The organism is Vibrio sp. FF266, assembly GCF_041439695.1.
GTDB lineage: Bacteria > Pseudomonadota > Gammaproteobacteria > Enterobacterales > Vibrionaceae > Vibrio > Vibrio tasmaniensis_A.
Genome location: NZ_JBGOOO010000012.1, coordinates 1 through 14,069 on the forward strand (window position 1 = coordinate 1; position 14,069 = coordinate 14,069).

11 protein-coding genes, 1 pseudogene and 1 riboswitch are annotated in these 14,069 nt (G+C 42.0%); of the genes and pseudogenes, 3 read left to right on the top strand and 9 right to left on the bottom strand.

All coding sequences use genetic code 11. The features are described from left to right. Window positions 1–78 precede the first annotated feature (78 nt). The 4 genes from ACED59_RS11270 to ACED59_RS11285 form a co-directional block, all read right to left on the bottom strand. Window positions 79–666: a hypothetical protein gene (locus tag ACED59_RS11270; protein ID WP_371704934.1), complete on the bottom strand. Its 588-nt coding sequence runs from the start codon at window positions 664–666 to the stop codon at window positions 79–81. 258 nt (window positions 667–924) lie between these two features. After that, a complete protein-coding gene (locus ACED59_RS11275) occupies window positions 925–1,575 on the bottom strand; it encodes a hypothetical protein (protein WP_371731363.1) in 651 nt (216 codons plus the stop codon). Between the two features lie 266 nt (window positions 1,576–1,841). After that, complete coding sequence (locus ACED59_RS11280) at window positions 1,842–2,549, bottom strand: relaxase/mobilization nuclease domain-containing protein (protein ID WP_371704936.1); 708 nt, start codon at window positions 2,547–2,549, stop codon at window positions 1,842–1,844. Between the two features lie 92 nt (window positions 2,550–2,641). Continuing rightward, window positions 2,642–3,289, bottom strand: coding sequence for a hypothetical protein (locus tag ACED59_RS11285; protein WP_371704937.1), 648 nt, complete (start codon window positions 3,287–3,289; stop codon window positions 2,642–2,644). 742 nt (window positions 3,290–4,031) lie between these two features. Between ACED59_RS11285 and ACED59_RS11290 the strand changes: the two genes are divergently transcribed. Next, window positions 4,032–5,000 (top strand): hypothetical protein, encoded by a 969-nt coding sequence (locus ACED59_RS11290; protein ID WP_371704938.1) that lies wholly within the window; start codon window positions 4,032–4,034, stop codon window positions 4,998–5,000. A 125-nt stretch (window positions 5,001–5,125) separates the two neighbouring features. On the opposite strand, the pseudogene ACED59_RS11295 reads toward ACED59_RS11290, so the two are convergent. From ACED59_RS11295 to ACED59_RS11310, 4 genes and pseudogenes are all read right to left on the bottom strand, one after another. Then, a pseudogene (locus ACED59_RS11295) lies at window positions 5,126–5,386 on the bottom strand (carboxypeptidase M32); the annotation flags it as partial. 36 nt (window positions 5,387–5,422) lie between these two features. Continuing rightward, complete coding sequence (locus ACED59_RS11300) at window positions 5,423–6,901, bottom strand: hypothetical protein (protein WP_371704939.1); 1,479 nt, start codon at window positions 6,899–6,901, stop codon at window positions 5,423–5,425. Between the two features lie 160 nt (window positions 6,902–7,061). Beyond that, complete coding sequence (locus ACED59_RS11305; protein WP_371704940.1) at window positions 7,062–8,021, bottom strand: bacteriophage abortive infection AbiH family protein; 960 nt, start codon at window positions 8,019–8,021, stop codon at window positions 7,062–7,064. Between the two features lie 154 nt (window positions 8,022–8,175). After that, complete coding sequence (locus ACED59_RS11310) at window positions 8,176–9,756, bottom strand: carboxypeptidase M32 (protein WP_371704941.1); 1,581 nt, start codon at window positions 9,754–9,756, stop codon at window positions 8,176–8,178. A 298-nt stretch (window positions 9,757–10,054) separates the two neighbouring features. On the opposite strand from ACED59_RS11310, the gene ACED59_RS11315 reads away from it, so the two are divergent. Further along, the gene (locus ACED59_RS11315) at window positions 10,055–10,690 is read left to right on the top strand and encodes a LysE family translocator (protein ID WP_012603778.1); all 636 of its coding nucleotides are present in this window, start codon (window positions 10,055–10,057) and stop codon (window positions 10,688–10,690) included. 108 nt (window positions 10,691–10,798) lie between these two features. On the opposite strand, the gene ACED59_RS11320 is transcribed toward ACED59_RS11315, so the two are convergent. Then, on the bottom strand, window positions 10,799–12,169 hold the full coding sequence (locus ACED59_RS11320) for a sodium:alanine symporter family protein (protein ID WP_017099090.1): 1,371 nt from the start codon (window positions 12,167–12,169) through the stop codon (window positions 10,799–10,801). A gap of 128 nt (window positions 12,170–12,297) precedes the next feature. Then, window positions 12,298–12,432, bottom strand: a riboswitch (glycine riboswitch). A gap of 614 nt (window positions 12,433–13,046) precedes the next feature. On the opposite strand from ACED59_RS11320, the gene ACED59_RS11325 reads away from it, so the two are divergent. Then, window positions 13,047–13,781: a chromosome segregation ATPase gene (locus ACED59_RS11325; RefSeq protein ID WP_017099089.1), complete on the top strand. Its 735-nt coding sequence runs from the start codon at window positions 13,047–13,049 to the stop codon at window positions 13,779–13,781. Window positions 13,782–14,069 lie beyond the last annotated feature (288 nt).

Below are 14,069 nucleotides of genomic sequence, written 5' to 3' on the forward strand. Positions count from 1 at the left end.
AGAGCTGGCGAAAGCTGAGCCTGATATCGACGCACTCCTGCCTTGGAACTTCAAATACTGACAAGTCGCCCCGTGGGTTCATGGGGCGGATACTTTGTAGCCGTATCCCATGTTTGACATTATCGATTCTAGGCGGGCCAAGGCCTGTTGGATGTCCTCGGCTTCATCCGCCTTTAGCTCTAACCCTATTGAATCATCGGTGCGACTGCCGTCGGCACGTTCAATTTGTTCTATTGTTTCGCACAAATGGTGAATAGGGGCAGCGAATTGATGAACGGTATCGCCGTTTTCGAGCGTCGCTGTGCCTCGCTTTTTGTTTGCAATACGCTCAAGGTTCTCTTTGACAGCAAGTTTGCAATACTCCTGGATTTTTTCAAAGTAGGTGTCCTTAAGGGACATTATTTCGTGCTGAAAATGCTCCGTGCTGTATAGGCGTTCAATGTCATATTTTGTACGTGGTACGATAGTAATCTTATTTAATGGTATCCGTATGATAACCTCAGAGGAGATTTCTGAGTTGTTTTCAAGAACTGTTCCTCTGACAGATATTGATCTTCCATTGTTTTTTGGTGGACGAAGTTGATACCAAACCTTAATGTTTTTCGAGTGGTATTTATTTTTGTCCATGTCGGAAATGATTTTATTGGCTTCTATTATACTAAGCATAAGCTGTCTTTTTGTTATTTTAATTTTTAGGGTTTATTTAATGGTAAATTCTGATTTCATTATTTTCAATAAAAAGTTTTTTGATTTATTTTAATTATTTGGTATTAAAGAGGTGCGTATTTCTATTGGTGGGGTTGTATGTAACTAATTAATTGTGGTTCTTATTTGATGGTGTTGGTTTTCTTATAATAAGGAAATTTATTTAGTCAACTTACTCGGTTTAACAAATATTGGGGTAAGTTGACTAAAAATAATGGGTTATGATGTTCTTTCTAAGGTTAAATTTGGGTGTTGTTCCTCGCGCATCTCTTGGTAGCGCCTGATATGCCCGCTTGCGCCAGCATCCTGTATTGCATCTAAAATCTGAGAGATGGTGTGTACGCTATTTAGGTCATCATCGCGTTTCAGATAGAAGTCGGGTTGCTCTTTGTAATCTCCGAGATGGCTTTCTACATCGATGTTTGGAGAACCAAAACCCAACATGCGGAGTAATGTTTCAATGAATTCAATTAACAGCTCTGCGAGACGTCGGTTGACTAGTACTGAGTATTCATTACGAGTCATTTTGGGAGAACTGAACCAAGATTCGCTGTAGCTCTCTTTGTGCCACTTTTGATTGATTCTGATCCTGAAGACAAAGCCATGAAGCTTGGAGTCGTACTTTCGTGAGCCTTTTGCATTGTAGAGCTGTAAATAGGTACGGAGATTTGAGTATTTCACTACTCGGCTTATTCTGGTGAAGTCTTTGTCTTTGATGCGTAATACAACATTACAGTAGCGGTCATCGGTATTGAGGAGATTGCCGTTGTTACCATCAATAATTGGGATAGGATCTTTTGCGATGCCGTAGCTACGTTTAGACTCACGCATGTTTAGCTGTTTGAGGCTTTTACTATCATTTTCCTCCATAGTGAATCTACCTTTACTCAGGAGCTTTTTCAGCGAGTAAGCATTCCCATGCCCCATTTTTGAAGATGGGAAGTACTTAGCTGGCCTGTTAGTTTTGTTTCGAGTTTTGTTAGGCTTACTCAATCGGTATGACATGCCGCAAGGGAGTCTGTCACTATGAGACTTGTAGCTAAATCTTACTTGTACACCAATGGATTCTAGTTGCTCGACGAAAACAGGAAGGGTGGGCCTGACATCAAGAAGTCTGTTTTGCTCAAGTACAAAGTCTATTTTGCGTTGAATCTGGGCTTTATCGCCGCTTTTAGCTTTTTTTTTTCGATGTGAATGGGCTTCAATTTAGAATAATTATCCCTTTCGTTAAGTTTGTCGCCTGGGTTGGCTACGTTACCGAGTCCAAACTCCTCTTCAATTTCACGCATAACCTTTGTTGCTTCAGGGTGGTTTTGCCATTCGTTAACGACTTTCTTAGTTTTGACATCGATGGCTCCGCAGTTGATGTGGATGTGGCTATGGTCAGTGTCATGGTGAATAAACACAACATATTTTGTGTGTTGAAGTCCCATCCTGCGCATATACTTCTTCACGAGTTTGCGCCATTGTTTATGGCTAAGCTGTTCGCCTTTCTGAAGAGATATCATTCGGTGGCTGGTGGGTTTTTGCATGCCAGTCTTGCTCTTATAATTTGTTATCTCACGACCGATGTCAGACCAATCCATTTCGTGAACCTTGAGGTGGGGCGTTTTTAAGATAGGGAGCGGTGATGAAATATTGTGCGCCATCAAAAATTCAGTTTTTTCACTGATGATGTCGTCTTCTTCATGGGGCTTGAACTTGCCAGAAGCGTATTCGACACGGACACATTGCTGTAGATCTTTGGTTGTGCCTGCCGCGTAGCTAGTGGTTGCAGCAGACTGCTCTTCGATGGATTGTTTTTTGTTTGGCGTTTTAGTTTTGAAAATCTTGTGAATTGCCATAAGTACACCTTTTTATAATTGTTATGTGGTGATGTAGATTCGATAGGTTCGGCCCGACGGAGTCGGAAGGGAGCGACGTAGTCGCCCTCTGGTTACATGTAAGTTGCTTCTTCACGCAGTTCTTTAAAGTCCGCGAGTTTCTGTAGTTGTTTTTGGCTCAAGTGCTTATTAGCTAGCATCAAAGCGAAATCTGAGTTGTACTCACCCAACTCTTGTTGTTCCCGTTCAACAAGATTTTGCTGGATGAGTGCCAGACACTTAATGATGTCATTTACGCGGTCTTTATCTAACGAGTTCTCTTGAAGGGCATACATGAGCTGAATACATGAGAACTGGATATCTTGATTTATGGCTTCAAGAAAACCTTCATCAACGCTGGGCCCTTCAATCTGGCTAACTTGCAGTTCGGGCGTAAGGTTAATCGTCATATCACGCATGTAGGTTGATAGGTGCTTGTAGCCCAAACGATTCATTCGGTAGGTAAGTTCAGCTTTTTCTTGCGGGGTAATATTGATTTTGACCTGTACGCTGCATTTGGATTCTGAAGCTTTTCGAGGCCTACCTCGATTGGGCTTGTTAAGACGCTTTTCTATGAGGTTTAGTACTTCGAGTTTCTCCTCTACATCTCTTAAATGATGGTACTCACCTCGTTCTTCAAGCACTAGTTGGCGCTGTTCGATAAGTTGACTTTTACTCATCAGGTCAAGCTTTTCTCGGATGCTTAATTTAAAAATACTCATTAGGGTTACCTTTATTATTTTTATTAGTGGTATTGAGGAGCGGAGCGACGAGCGCAGAACCGTAAGGTTCGAGCACCGCAGCACTAGCGAGGAGGCTCCGCAGGACAAGCTGCTAATATTTCGAGGGACGAGAAATAATTAGTACTGGCTTGTTTCAATGTTTTTAGTTTAACAAAGTTCTCATGGTGATTGTTATAGTCGCAAACACTAACTGTAAGAGTTGATACAAATATAACTTCAGAGAAGGCTCTTTGTTTATTATATTTTAATAAGTTATTCTTACGAGTTCAACTGACATTGTGTTTATTAACTGATATGTTTTGTTTATTTTTAAAAAATAATTAAAGTTATATGTTGATCGTAAATTGCTTTTTATTGACTTGTTGGTTTGGAATGTAAGTTATTATATATCTTCAATGTAATAACTTATGCATTCAATATCAAATAATAAAAATTAGTCAACATATTTGGTGAGATGATTTGAATTTAATCATAAGTGCAAGATAACTTATTTGAGTAAATGGTGGAAGAGCGAGGCTATACCAGTGTTCCTAGAATGAGAATATTGATATGCTTATGATTGATTATCGAGTGCGTTTTGGCCAACTTCGTCGAAGAAGTCGAAATGTCGTAACAGGCTCCTGAGTAATGATAGCGGCTTATGAATAGTAAAGAACACTCTTGTGTTGCGGTAGTTCTAGCAAGCCAGCAGAAAGTAGAAATGAAGTAAGGTAGGTTTCTGATGCTGATACCTTTTGGATTCAAAGATGGCAAGTATTTGGATATAAGTGAAGTAGAAAGGGGCAGAGCATGTGCTTGTGTTTGTCCGAGCTGCAAGCAGAACTTAGTGGCAAAAAAAGGCCTCAATCCTGACAAGATGATTCATCATTTTGCTCACGATAAAAAGTCGAAAGAGGAACAAGGTGAGACGATAGAGTGCAAATATTCATTTTGTGTCGTTGCAAGGTTAGTAATCAAGCAGTGTTTACGAGAGCTAAGCCAATTTGAGATCCAACTTCCTGAATGGAAACTATTACTTACTAAGCAGGATAAGTATGGGAGGGAAGTTTCAGTGTCTGGATTGGTGACTCAGGCACACGTATTGAACATTGATGCTTTTGAGGTTGAGCCAACCCCACCACTTTCAGAATTAGACGTGCTGTGTTGTGTAAATGGTTATGCATTTGGGATCCATTTTAGCTATCAAGGTCGTACAATGATTGATAGTAATAGATATGAAGGCATCTCGGTTGTCGATATCAATCTTGAAGCATTGCAATTATTGTACGCAAAGTATGAACATGAAACTCACGACTCTTTTAAATCACTTGTGATGGATTATGTGCTCAATTCGGGACAAAGAAATTGGGTGGTTCATGCCCGCTATACGGCAAGACATGGAGAGCTTAGTCAGACGCTAAATAAAATGCTCGAAGAGTCAGATCGAAATCCACCAATAGAGACTCTACGCCAATCAGTTATTGAGACTGTTAAACACAAACCTTATAAGAAGCCAAGAAAAGCGAGAGCAGCAGTAACTCATGTACAGACAGCGACTAGAGAAGAGGGGCAACCATGTATCAGATGTGGTCAACAAAAGGCTGGTTATATTGATAATTTGATATGTTCGCCTTGTTTACAGAAATACTATAGTGAAGGGATTTTTCACACAGGGGCTATTAAAAAAGTAGTTTTAAGTACCTATTTTTAGATTGTGTTAACTAGTCAATGTGGCTTTGAAGGGCTATCTATGGTGAGACTTTGTCAACGCACTATTCATGCACGACAGCCCTTAGTACCGAGTAAAGACCTTATGTCGAAGTCTTTACCGCCAAATTACAAATAACGATTCCGAAGGTGATTTTGGAAATGTGGAGGGTTTAGAGTTTCCCCTGTCGCCTGAGTGACTAGCTCGTCAGTCGTTAATAAGCTGCCTTTGCTCCAGATGTTATCGCTTAACCAAGCAAAGATAGGTGAAAGGTCACCCGCCTGAATCGCACCATTCACGTCTACAGTTTTCTTCATAGAAGCCATAAACTGTGCGGCATACATAGCTTCTAAAGTGTAGCTATGGAAATATCCAAAACTTCCATCTGTATTGCGAAGAATGTTATTTGCACCCCAACTTGATAATTACGTAGCGTCTACTTCAGTTTCTGGCTTTGTTGTCACGACAACCGTCATGGAGTTCAACACATCATAAGGTTGGTGGAATCCAGTAAATCCTTCTTCTTTTGAGTAGAAAATATGGCTGATATCCGAGAACGCATCAGGGTTAACCTTGTGTACAGCGTTAGGGTTATGAAACATAACCAATCCATCAGACCATGATTCTTCATAGTCAGGGTCGGCCACATTTTTCGAAAATGGAATTGGCTGTAAGCCCTCTGGATTATACAAAAAGCCCTGTCTGAGCATTGTTACATCTTTACTACCGAGACCTGCAATTTTACCCATACGGTTGAATTTAGGTATTGTTGCTTGGTTGCTGAATAGAACAGCACTAATGTTCTCAGCACCTTCTTGATTAAAGAATCCAGACGGAATTCTTTTACCATCCCACTCGTGGAACTCGACTTTTTCAAGCTCTGGCTTTCCGTCTACAATACGTGCTCTTGCGCCATACAAATATTCAGACAACGCTGTCCTTGACCAAGTCATTGAGTTGTCATTGTGATAGTCGTGTATAGCAAAAATCAGAGAGTGGTCTTTAACATGTTCTTGCTCCCAATACTTGTGCTGTAGCTTCGAGAACAGTGGACTGCCGAATTTGATTGGCATGTAGTCGCTTAGTCGTTCAACAATGTCTTTGTGATCTTCTGGTGGCGGTAGATCTGGACGAGCAGGATTGCCAGATGGATTAACGGTAACCGCTTCAATAAAGTATTTCTCATCGAAATAATCGACTTCAAAATCTGGTGCAGCATGATTGTTATGGATTTGCAGACCTTGAGTATGCAAGTACACGTGTAAGTACATCTCCCAAAGGCGTGCATTGAAGTTCACTGATTGGAACTCACGAACGAAGTGACCGTCATTGTCGACAAACGAGTTCGCTATTTCGTTAATGATGTTTCGTCCCGCTTCAAAACGAGGTTCATTAGCGATTATTTTATATCCGTGGTGTTGTTTGTTTTCAGGAATGGTTGCGTTGAACAGATCCATAGTTGGATCTACTTCATCGCCCTGAGGATAAATGTCTTGTGGCTCTGTCGCATATTGTGAGTTGATAAGTACAGCCATGTCTTCTCGGGCTTTGGCTGGAGTAGTATGGAAGTCTCTGCTTCCGTTAATCCATCGGAACAGCTTGCGAGTATCTCGACCCATAATAGCAAAGCCGTAGTCACGATCAGTAGCATCTTGGAAGACAATACCAAGGAGAGTGTTGTTTAAGAAGGAATACCATTCGACTTCAATAGCTTGGAATCGTACAAGCGGCATTCTTGAGTAAAAGTAAGCATCAAACTGACGACGAGTGATTTGTCGTCCGTTTGCTAAGATGTTTTTGAGCTTTTTCTTCGCGAAAGCTTCTTGCTGTTGCTGAGTGATTTTTGCTTTTTGTGCGGCTCTTTTCTTCTTATTTCGTTTCTGCTGCTTTGTTAGTTTGGGCATATGGTCGGCGCTATTTTTACTTTGGTTGCATATGTAACCACATTATCAATGAAGCATTGCGTTTACTTTGATAGAGGTTAAAAAACAATAATCTCTCTGCCCAGAGTGTCTTAAATAAAACAGAAAATTTAATCGCCCCGAAAAATGAGCGACTTAAGTGCTAAATGTTTTCGATGCGAGAAGCTACGGCGTTCCATACACCAATTGATTTGAGTTTGGCTAGATGTTTTGGTCGGTCTGTGTCTAGGTAGTATGAAACAGTCCATTTAATGTCAGGGTTTACTGAACTTACTATCTTTCTGAAGTACGGTAGATCTACTTCAGCAAGTGAGTGACCAAGAACAAAGATTTCGTCTATATTAGCCATACTATTGAAGAACTTTGAGTTTCTATCAATGATATTGTCCGTCCCTTTGAAAGTCACTGTGAAGTAATGATTAATCATGCTCTTACCGCGCTCGTATGAATAGTCATATCGATCGGCTTGGTCTTGACACCACCTTTCATAATCTTCATCAGATAAGCCTGTTGGTGGCATTGCTGGTTTCTCTTCAAAGTTTTTTGGATCGACGCCATGCCCAAGAACTAGCTTAACATCGTCTATTTGAGCTTTTTCGTGAATAAACAACACGCTGTCATCTGGGATATCATAGTAGTGATTCAATGTATTCGTGTAGTTGAAGGTTAGATAAAGAGCGTCACGATTAAGATTGACTGCTAACTCACGGTCTAGAGTCGGTAGTTTCACTGACAGTATGAATTTCTTGAAACATGCATACAGATCAGTTGTGAGCTGACCAAGAACTCGTTCCATCTCAATTTCAAACGAGTATCGATCTCTGTCTTGAAAATCATCAGATGAATAAACGGGTAGATAGTCTTCAAATGCCTCCATGACTGTGGAAGTATCGAGAAGTGAAAGGCTGTGCTCGAATTCTGACCATAAAGGGTCAGACATTGATTCTTTGTCTGATGGAACTAAATCTGAAAATCCGAAATGGTCTACTAGAAGATCATAGACCTCTCGGTCGTGCTCTTTTAAATACAACCCAAAAGTTGTGTAGTAAGTATCCAGCTTGTGGTGAATGTCAAAACCGTTACCGATGATGTATAGCTTCATATTTGTCTAAACAAGAGACTTTTAGAACAGTCTCTATCTCACTTAAATTCGTTGATATATCCAATATGATCACTGAATTGCATATCTGAGACAAGTGCATTAAGCCAGTTTAGAAAGTAAAAAATGAGGTGCACAATACACCTCATTTTAATATCTACAAGTAACGATCTATTAAGTGCTGTTTGAAATGAGCAGGGTTTAAGGTCTCACCAGTAGCTTGTTTAACAAGTTCGTCAGTTGTGAGCAATGAGCCTTTGTTCCAAATATTCGTATCGAGCCAGTTGAAAACTGGTGATAGGTCACCGCTTCGGATAATCTCATCAACGTCCATTTTCTGCTTAATTGTTGCCATGAATTGAGCCGCGTACATAGCACCTAACGTGTAGCTTGGAAAGTAGCCAAAACTTCCATCACACCAATGAATGTCTTGCATGCACCCATCTTTGTAATTGTGTTTTTTTAATCTTTTTTCTTTGTTATCAGTGGCTTGGGTTGACGTTATCACTGTTCGCTTACCATCCGTCCAGTGAATATCCTGCATACAGCCATTAGTGAAATTGCCTTGAGTGCTTAATCCAAGGTATGACTGCATCTTAGTATTCCATAGTTCTGGCACATCGGTGTGTTTGATCTTACCGTTGATCAAGTCACGTTCAATTTCGTAGCGTAAGATAACGTGTGCAGGGTAGGTAAGCTCATCAGCGTCAACACGGATGAAGTCTTTCTTCACGCGAGTGTAGATCTTCTGGAAGTTCTCTTTCTCAAACTCTGAACCTGAGAATTGCTGCCCCGCCAAGTTTGCTAAGTGTCCGATGAATGGGTCGCTGCGGCCAACTTGCATCTCGAAGAACAAAGATTGAGATTCGTGGATGCCCATAGAGCGCGCTTCGCCCGCCGGTTGGCCTGCTAGGTGTTTTGGTAAGCCTTGTTCGTAACGTGCGTGTCCTGTTTCATGCACAATACCCATTAAGCTTTGAACGAATTCCGCTTCGTCGTATCGGGTTGTGATACGCACGTCTGAAGGTACGCCGCCACAGAATGGGTGAACACTTTCATCCAATCGGCCGTGTTCGAAGTCGAACTGAAGCAGCTTCATGACTTCTAAACCCAGTGCTTTCTGTTTCTCGGTTGAATAGGTGCCAGATGGCGCATTAAATTGCTCGCTCGACTGCTTTTCGATCACTTCATCAATCAAGCCTGGAAGCCAAGTTTTAACGTCTGCAAACAAGATATCAAGCGAAGCAGAGCTGGTGCCCGGTTCATAGATATCCAGCATCGCATCATAAGGCGTTAGGTTCGCTGCGTCGGCGCGGATCTGCGCTTCTTCACGAGATAGCTCAACCACTTCACGCCAGTTCTTTTCGAATCCAACCCAGTCGTTGTTACCACGTTGGCTGCGCCATGCATGTTCACACTTTGAACCCGCTAGAGATTTCGCTTCAACCAGTTTTTCTGGAAGTAGGTTAGCTTGTTGCCATTGGCGTTTAATTTCACGCAGAGACGATTGTTGCTCGCCATTTAGCGCTTCGTTTTCAGCATCTGCAATCCAATCGCCAAGCTGTGGTTGCGTCATCAACCCGTGAATATGAACCGAAAGTTCGGCCATCGCTTCACTACGAGCTTGGTTACCACCGGCAGGCATCATGGAAGCTTGGTCCCAACCACAAATAGAGGCTAGGTGTTGAAAGCGTGAACATTTTTGAGAGTGCTCGACTAGTTTTTTGAATGCGCTCATTTGACTACTCTTAATTTGGTTTCTTTAAATGATCCCTAGGACAGCGTCAGCGTTAAGGTTCATCTCTGGTGTACTTTGATTATGGCTCTGCTTTTTAATGACGCTGACCTTCGGAGTTGAAGATATAGCGATAAAAGCATGAGGCAGTACGATGCCTAGAATTTACTATTTCTTAACAAATCAAACTGTTCCATTGTGCACAAAATCAGTGAGTTGTATAGCTGGTGGCAATTGTTGCTTGCGAATTGTTCAGATACACGGTATTGATGATAGATCGCTGAACAACAATGACAATGATATGGATATTTTGAACTTTGAGGCATTTTTAATTGCCATTACTATTTTAACGCTAACGCCGGGTTTAGATACGGCTTTGGTGATTCGCAATACGAGCCGTTCTGGCTTATCTGACGGCGTGATGACCAGCTTTGGTATTTGTAGCGGCTTGTATGTACACGCGTTTTTCTCTGCTGTGGGTATTTCTGCAATCCTCGCCCAGTCAGCTGAACTCTTTCAAGCCGTTAAGATGGTGGGTGCGGTTTACCTGATCTGGCTTGGCTTAAGCAGTTTACGAGCTTTGATGAAAAACGGTGGCGGTTTGAAGGTGGGTGAACAAGCTCAGCAAGCATACAGTGCTAAGCGTTCTCTACGCGAAGGTTTTCTGTCTAACGTTCTTAACCCAAAAACGGCAGTTTTCTATTTGGCCTTTTTACCTCAATTCGTAAACCCTGAAGGATCACCATTATTGCAATCTATGTTGATGGCTTCGGTGCACTTTATGATTGCGATGGTGTGGCAATGCGGTTTGGCAGGGGCACTTAACTCGGCTAAAAACTTGCTTAAGAATGCGAGTTTTATGAAGTGGATGGAAGGAGTGACGGGTATGGTGCTGGTGGGGCTGGGTGTGAAGCTTTTAATGGAAGAACCTAGCTAAGTCATAGTGACTTAGTTTATTGGAATCTAAATCACTGGCACATAGCCATTAGTTTTATAATAAAACGCCCGCACATCATTGCGGGCGTTTTTGATCGCTCAATTCTTATTATGCTTTAACTGCTTCGCAATCCTTTGAGGAAGTTAACGGTTTGAAGAATAGCTTGGTTTCTTCGATAACAACATGGCGCAGTAAGATAAGCCCAATTAGGTTCGGAATTGCCATTAGGCCGTTCACGATATCCGCGATTATCCAGATCATGTCGAGCTTTAAGAATGCACCAGAAGCAACCAAGGCGATGAAGATAATCTTGTAAGGCAATACTGCTTTGGTACCCAGCAAGAAAACAACACAGCGCTCACCGTAGTAGTTCCAACCTAAAATTGTTGTAAACGCAAAGAAGATTAAGCCAACAGAAACCAACATAGGGCCAAGGGTGTCTGCATTCAAACCAACAGCGAACGCGTGAGTGGTCATCGCAGCGCCAGAAAGGTCCGTCTGCCAAGCGCCTGTTAAGATAAGCGCCAGACCTGTCATCGTACAGATGATGATGGTATCGAAGAAGGTGCCTGTCATAGAGACAAGTCCTTGCTTCACACATGAGTCTGTTTTAGCCGCTGCTGCAGCCATTGGTGCGCTACCTAAGCCAGATTCGTTCGAGAACACACCACGAGCGATACCTGATTGGATAGCAAGCATGATGCTCGCGCCAAAGAAACCACCGGTTGCTGCCGTGTTGGTAAACGCAGAAGTCACAACAAGGGTAATGGCATTCAGTAGTTGGTCTGCATTTGAAATAAGAACGCTTAAACACGCGACGACGTACATCACCGCCATCGTAGGAACGACTTTCCCTGCTACTTTAGCGATAGATTGAATACCACCAAGGGTTACAACCGCCACTAGTATCGTGAGGACAACCGCTGACATTTCACGTGAAGCGCCAAATGAGATTTGAGTTGCGTCTAAAATAGCGTTTACTTGTGGGAAGGTACCGATACCGAAGCAAGCAACACCGAGCGCGAAGACAGCGAACATGACCGCTAAGATTCGTGAGCCGACACCGTATTGCAGGTAGTACATTGGTCCGCCAACCATTTCTCCTTTGCTATCGGTTCTGCGGTATTTAACGGCAAGTAGACATTCTGCGTATTTGGTCGCCATACCAAATACAGCGGCAAGCCACATCCAGAATAGGGCACCAGGGCCACCAATCTTGATTGCGGTCGCTACACCAACGATGTTACCTGTACCAATAGTTGCGGAAAGTGCAGTACACAAAGCGGCGAAGCTTGATACGTCACCCTTGCCGGATTTGTCTTTGGTGAACACCATTTTTAGAGCAGTTGGAAGGTGTCTAAACTGGAGTAAGCCTAAGCGAAAAGTAAAGTAGATGCCTGTACCCACTAGCAGAATAAGCAGTGGTGGTCCCCAGACGAATTGGTTGATGGTTTGTAGTGTAGCTTGTAGGTGGTTCATAGATTCCCCTTAATAAATATAAAATTTAAGGAGAAGAGGGAAGGCAGTGCAGATCACAGGGATCGATAGCACTACTTAATACAGACGGATTTCTAGATAGAATTCTTTTGTTAATTAAGGCTGTTGCTTTCCACTCCTCTGTCCTTTTGCCTGAGAGTTTCACTTAGCGAATCACTTATAGATAAGTAACGGGCACTAAGCTTGCTCCTTCGGCGACCGCTTGCTACAAAAAAAGTAGTACGGTTCTCTCCAGAGGTTCCTCCAACGACAGTCCTCACTTTTCTGGATTTCTCCAGCACAAAGCGCCTGAAAGATTTACTTCTTCGGCGGGTTTATCTAACTAAATGTTAATATTTAGTTAAAAACCACTCTCCTGCAGTCTTCATCGGAACAATTACCTAAATAATTAGGTAATCTGTAGGCGTATCCTAGATCATATAAAATGTGATGTCAGCTACAAAATATCTGTTTGCTCAAATGTTGTTCAACTAAATGATCAAACAACGAGTCTCTGACGTAACTTGCTTATTTAAATGGTATAAAATAGAGAAACAAGGAGGAGTTATGACTCGATTAATAGCGATTGTTTTTTTATTGGCTTTGGCATTTGTGCTGTTTCGTTACCGGACAAACGAAAAACTGCAAAAATGGGTAGTGATAGTTATCGTTAGCAGCTTCCTTTTGTATACTGCCAGCCTGATGATTTCGGAGTTAACTCGTTAAGTCTGTCTGTAAGCAGATAGGATAAACGTGTTAGCAAAGCTCAAGTGCTTCTGGCTTGGGCAATAGGTTTAACTGAGCTTAAAGTATCAGTATCAGTATCAGTATCAGTATCAGTGACCGTGTAACGTTAAACAATTTTTGGGAGTACCCGCTAGTGAACCAGCAATCTGGACAAGGCGAACAAGATGAAGTGGTTGTTATTGAGGAACGCGATAAACGTAGTCAGCTCTATATCGGCATTGCTGCGGTTATCGGTTTGGCGTTAGGTGGCTTAATCGGATCTACAGTCACGGCTTCGAAGTGGGAATCCACTTATCAGGTACTAGAAACTCGTTATCAAGAACTGCGTGATAGTAAAACTCAGTTGGTGACATCAGTTGAAGAGAAAGTGGCAAAAGTTGATACCGAAATTGATGCGAAAGTAGAAGCTGCTCTAGTGAAACAGGCAGAAGAGCATCAAAAAGAACTCCAAGATTTAGCGAAACAATCTGCAGTTTTAGAGAAAGCAAACTACTCGTTAGAGCAGCAGTTAAACGAACAGAAGCAAACGTTAGAACAAACTCAACAAAATAATCAAAAGTTGAGCCGTCAAGCTGATATGCAGTCGACCCTTTTTGAACGTTCGCGTGAGCTTTTCCGCAAAGAATTACAGATATCTCAAGAGCTTGAAAAACTCGAGAAAGAAAGAGATGACATCGAACAGAATCTTGGTTCTTTGAAGAAAGCGTGTGATGTTTTCTTAGATGGTACGTCATGGGATACAAAATCTGACGCCTGTGAGAAACAGGATAATGCCAATTCCCGCTTAAGTGACATCAGACAAATGATTGAAGTTCACACCATGGATATCAAGCAGATCAAGGCTCTCACTGAAGAGATGGGTCTATAAGCTGAGCGCTTAATATAGCCATATCACGACTACTTGCAGTAAGAATTTGAACGCCCACATCGCATACGTGATGTGGGCGTTTTGCGTTCTCACCCCCTAAATGGCTAAGATGCGCTTTACATTGTTATTTCTGAAATTAGTGATTAGATACGTAAAATTGATCTTGATATGTGCTTTGTTGGGTAGTTGGTGACTTTGCACGCATATTTACACGCCAGAAAATTAGCATAATTGTTATGTTCTAGGATGAATATGTGGTTTGTTGCCACTCGGTGATTAGACTATCTC

Bases quoted from the DNA above. Each gene is read 5' to 3' on its own strand.
- ACED59_RS11285 (WP_371704937.1), bottom strand. From the start codon at position 3,289: ATGAGTATTTTTAAATTAAGCATCCGAGAAAAGCTTGACCTGATGAGT.
- ACED59_RS11300 (WP_371704939.1), bottom strand. From the start codon at position 6,901: ATGCCCAAACTAACAAAGCAGCAGAAACGAAATAAGAAGAAAAGAGCC.
- ACED59_RS11320 (WP_017099090.1), bottom strand. From the start codon at position 12,169: ATGAACCACCTACAAGCTACACTACAAACCATCAACCAATTCGTCTGG.
- ACED59_RS11315 (WP_012603778.1), top strand. From the start codon at position 10,055: ATGGATATTTTGAACTTTGAGGCATTTTTAATTGCCATTACTATTTTA.
- ACED59_RS11280 (WP_371704936.1), bottom strand. From the start codon at position 2,549: ATGGCAATTCACAAGATTTTCAAAACTAAAACGCCAAACAAAAAACAA.
- ACED59_RS11275 (WP_371731363.1), bottom strand. From the start codon at position 1,575: ATGGAGGAAAATGATAGTAAAAGCCTCAAACAGCTAAACATGCGTGAG.
- ACED59_RS11305 (WP_371704940.1), bottom strand. From the start codon at position 8,021: ATGAAGCTATACATCATCGGTAACGGTTTTGACATTCACCACAAGCTG.
- ACED59_RS11270 (WP_371704934.1), bottom strand. From the start codon at position 666: ATGCTTAGTATAATAGAAGCCAATAAAATCATTTCCGACATGGACAAA.
- ACED59_RS11290 (WP_371704938.1), top strand. From the start codon at position 4,032: ATGCTGATACCTTTTGGATTCAAAGATGGCAAGTATTTGGATATAAGT.
- ACED59_RS11310 (WP_371704941.1), bottom strand. From the start codon at position 9,756: ATGAGCGCATTCAAAAAACTAGTCGAGCACTCTCAAAAATGTTCACGC.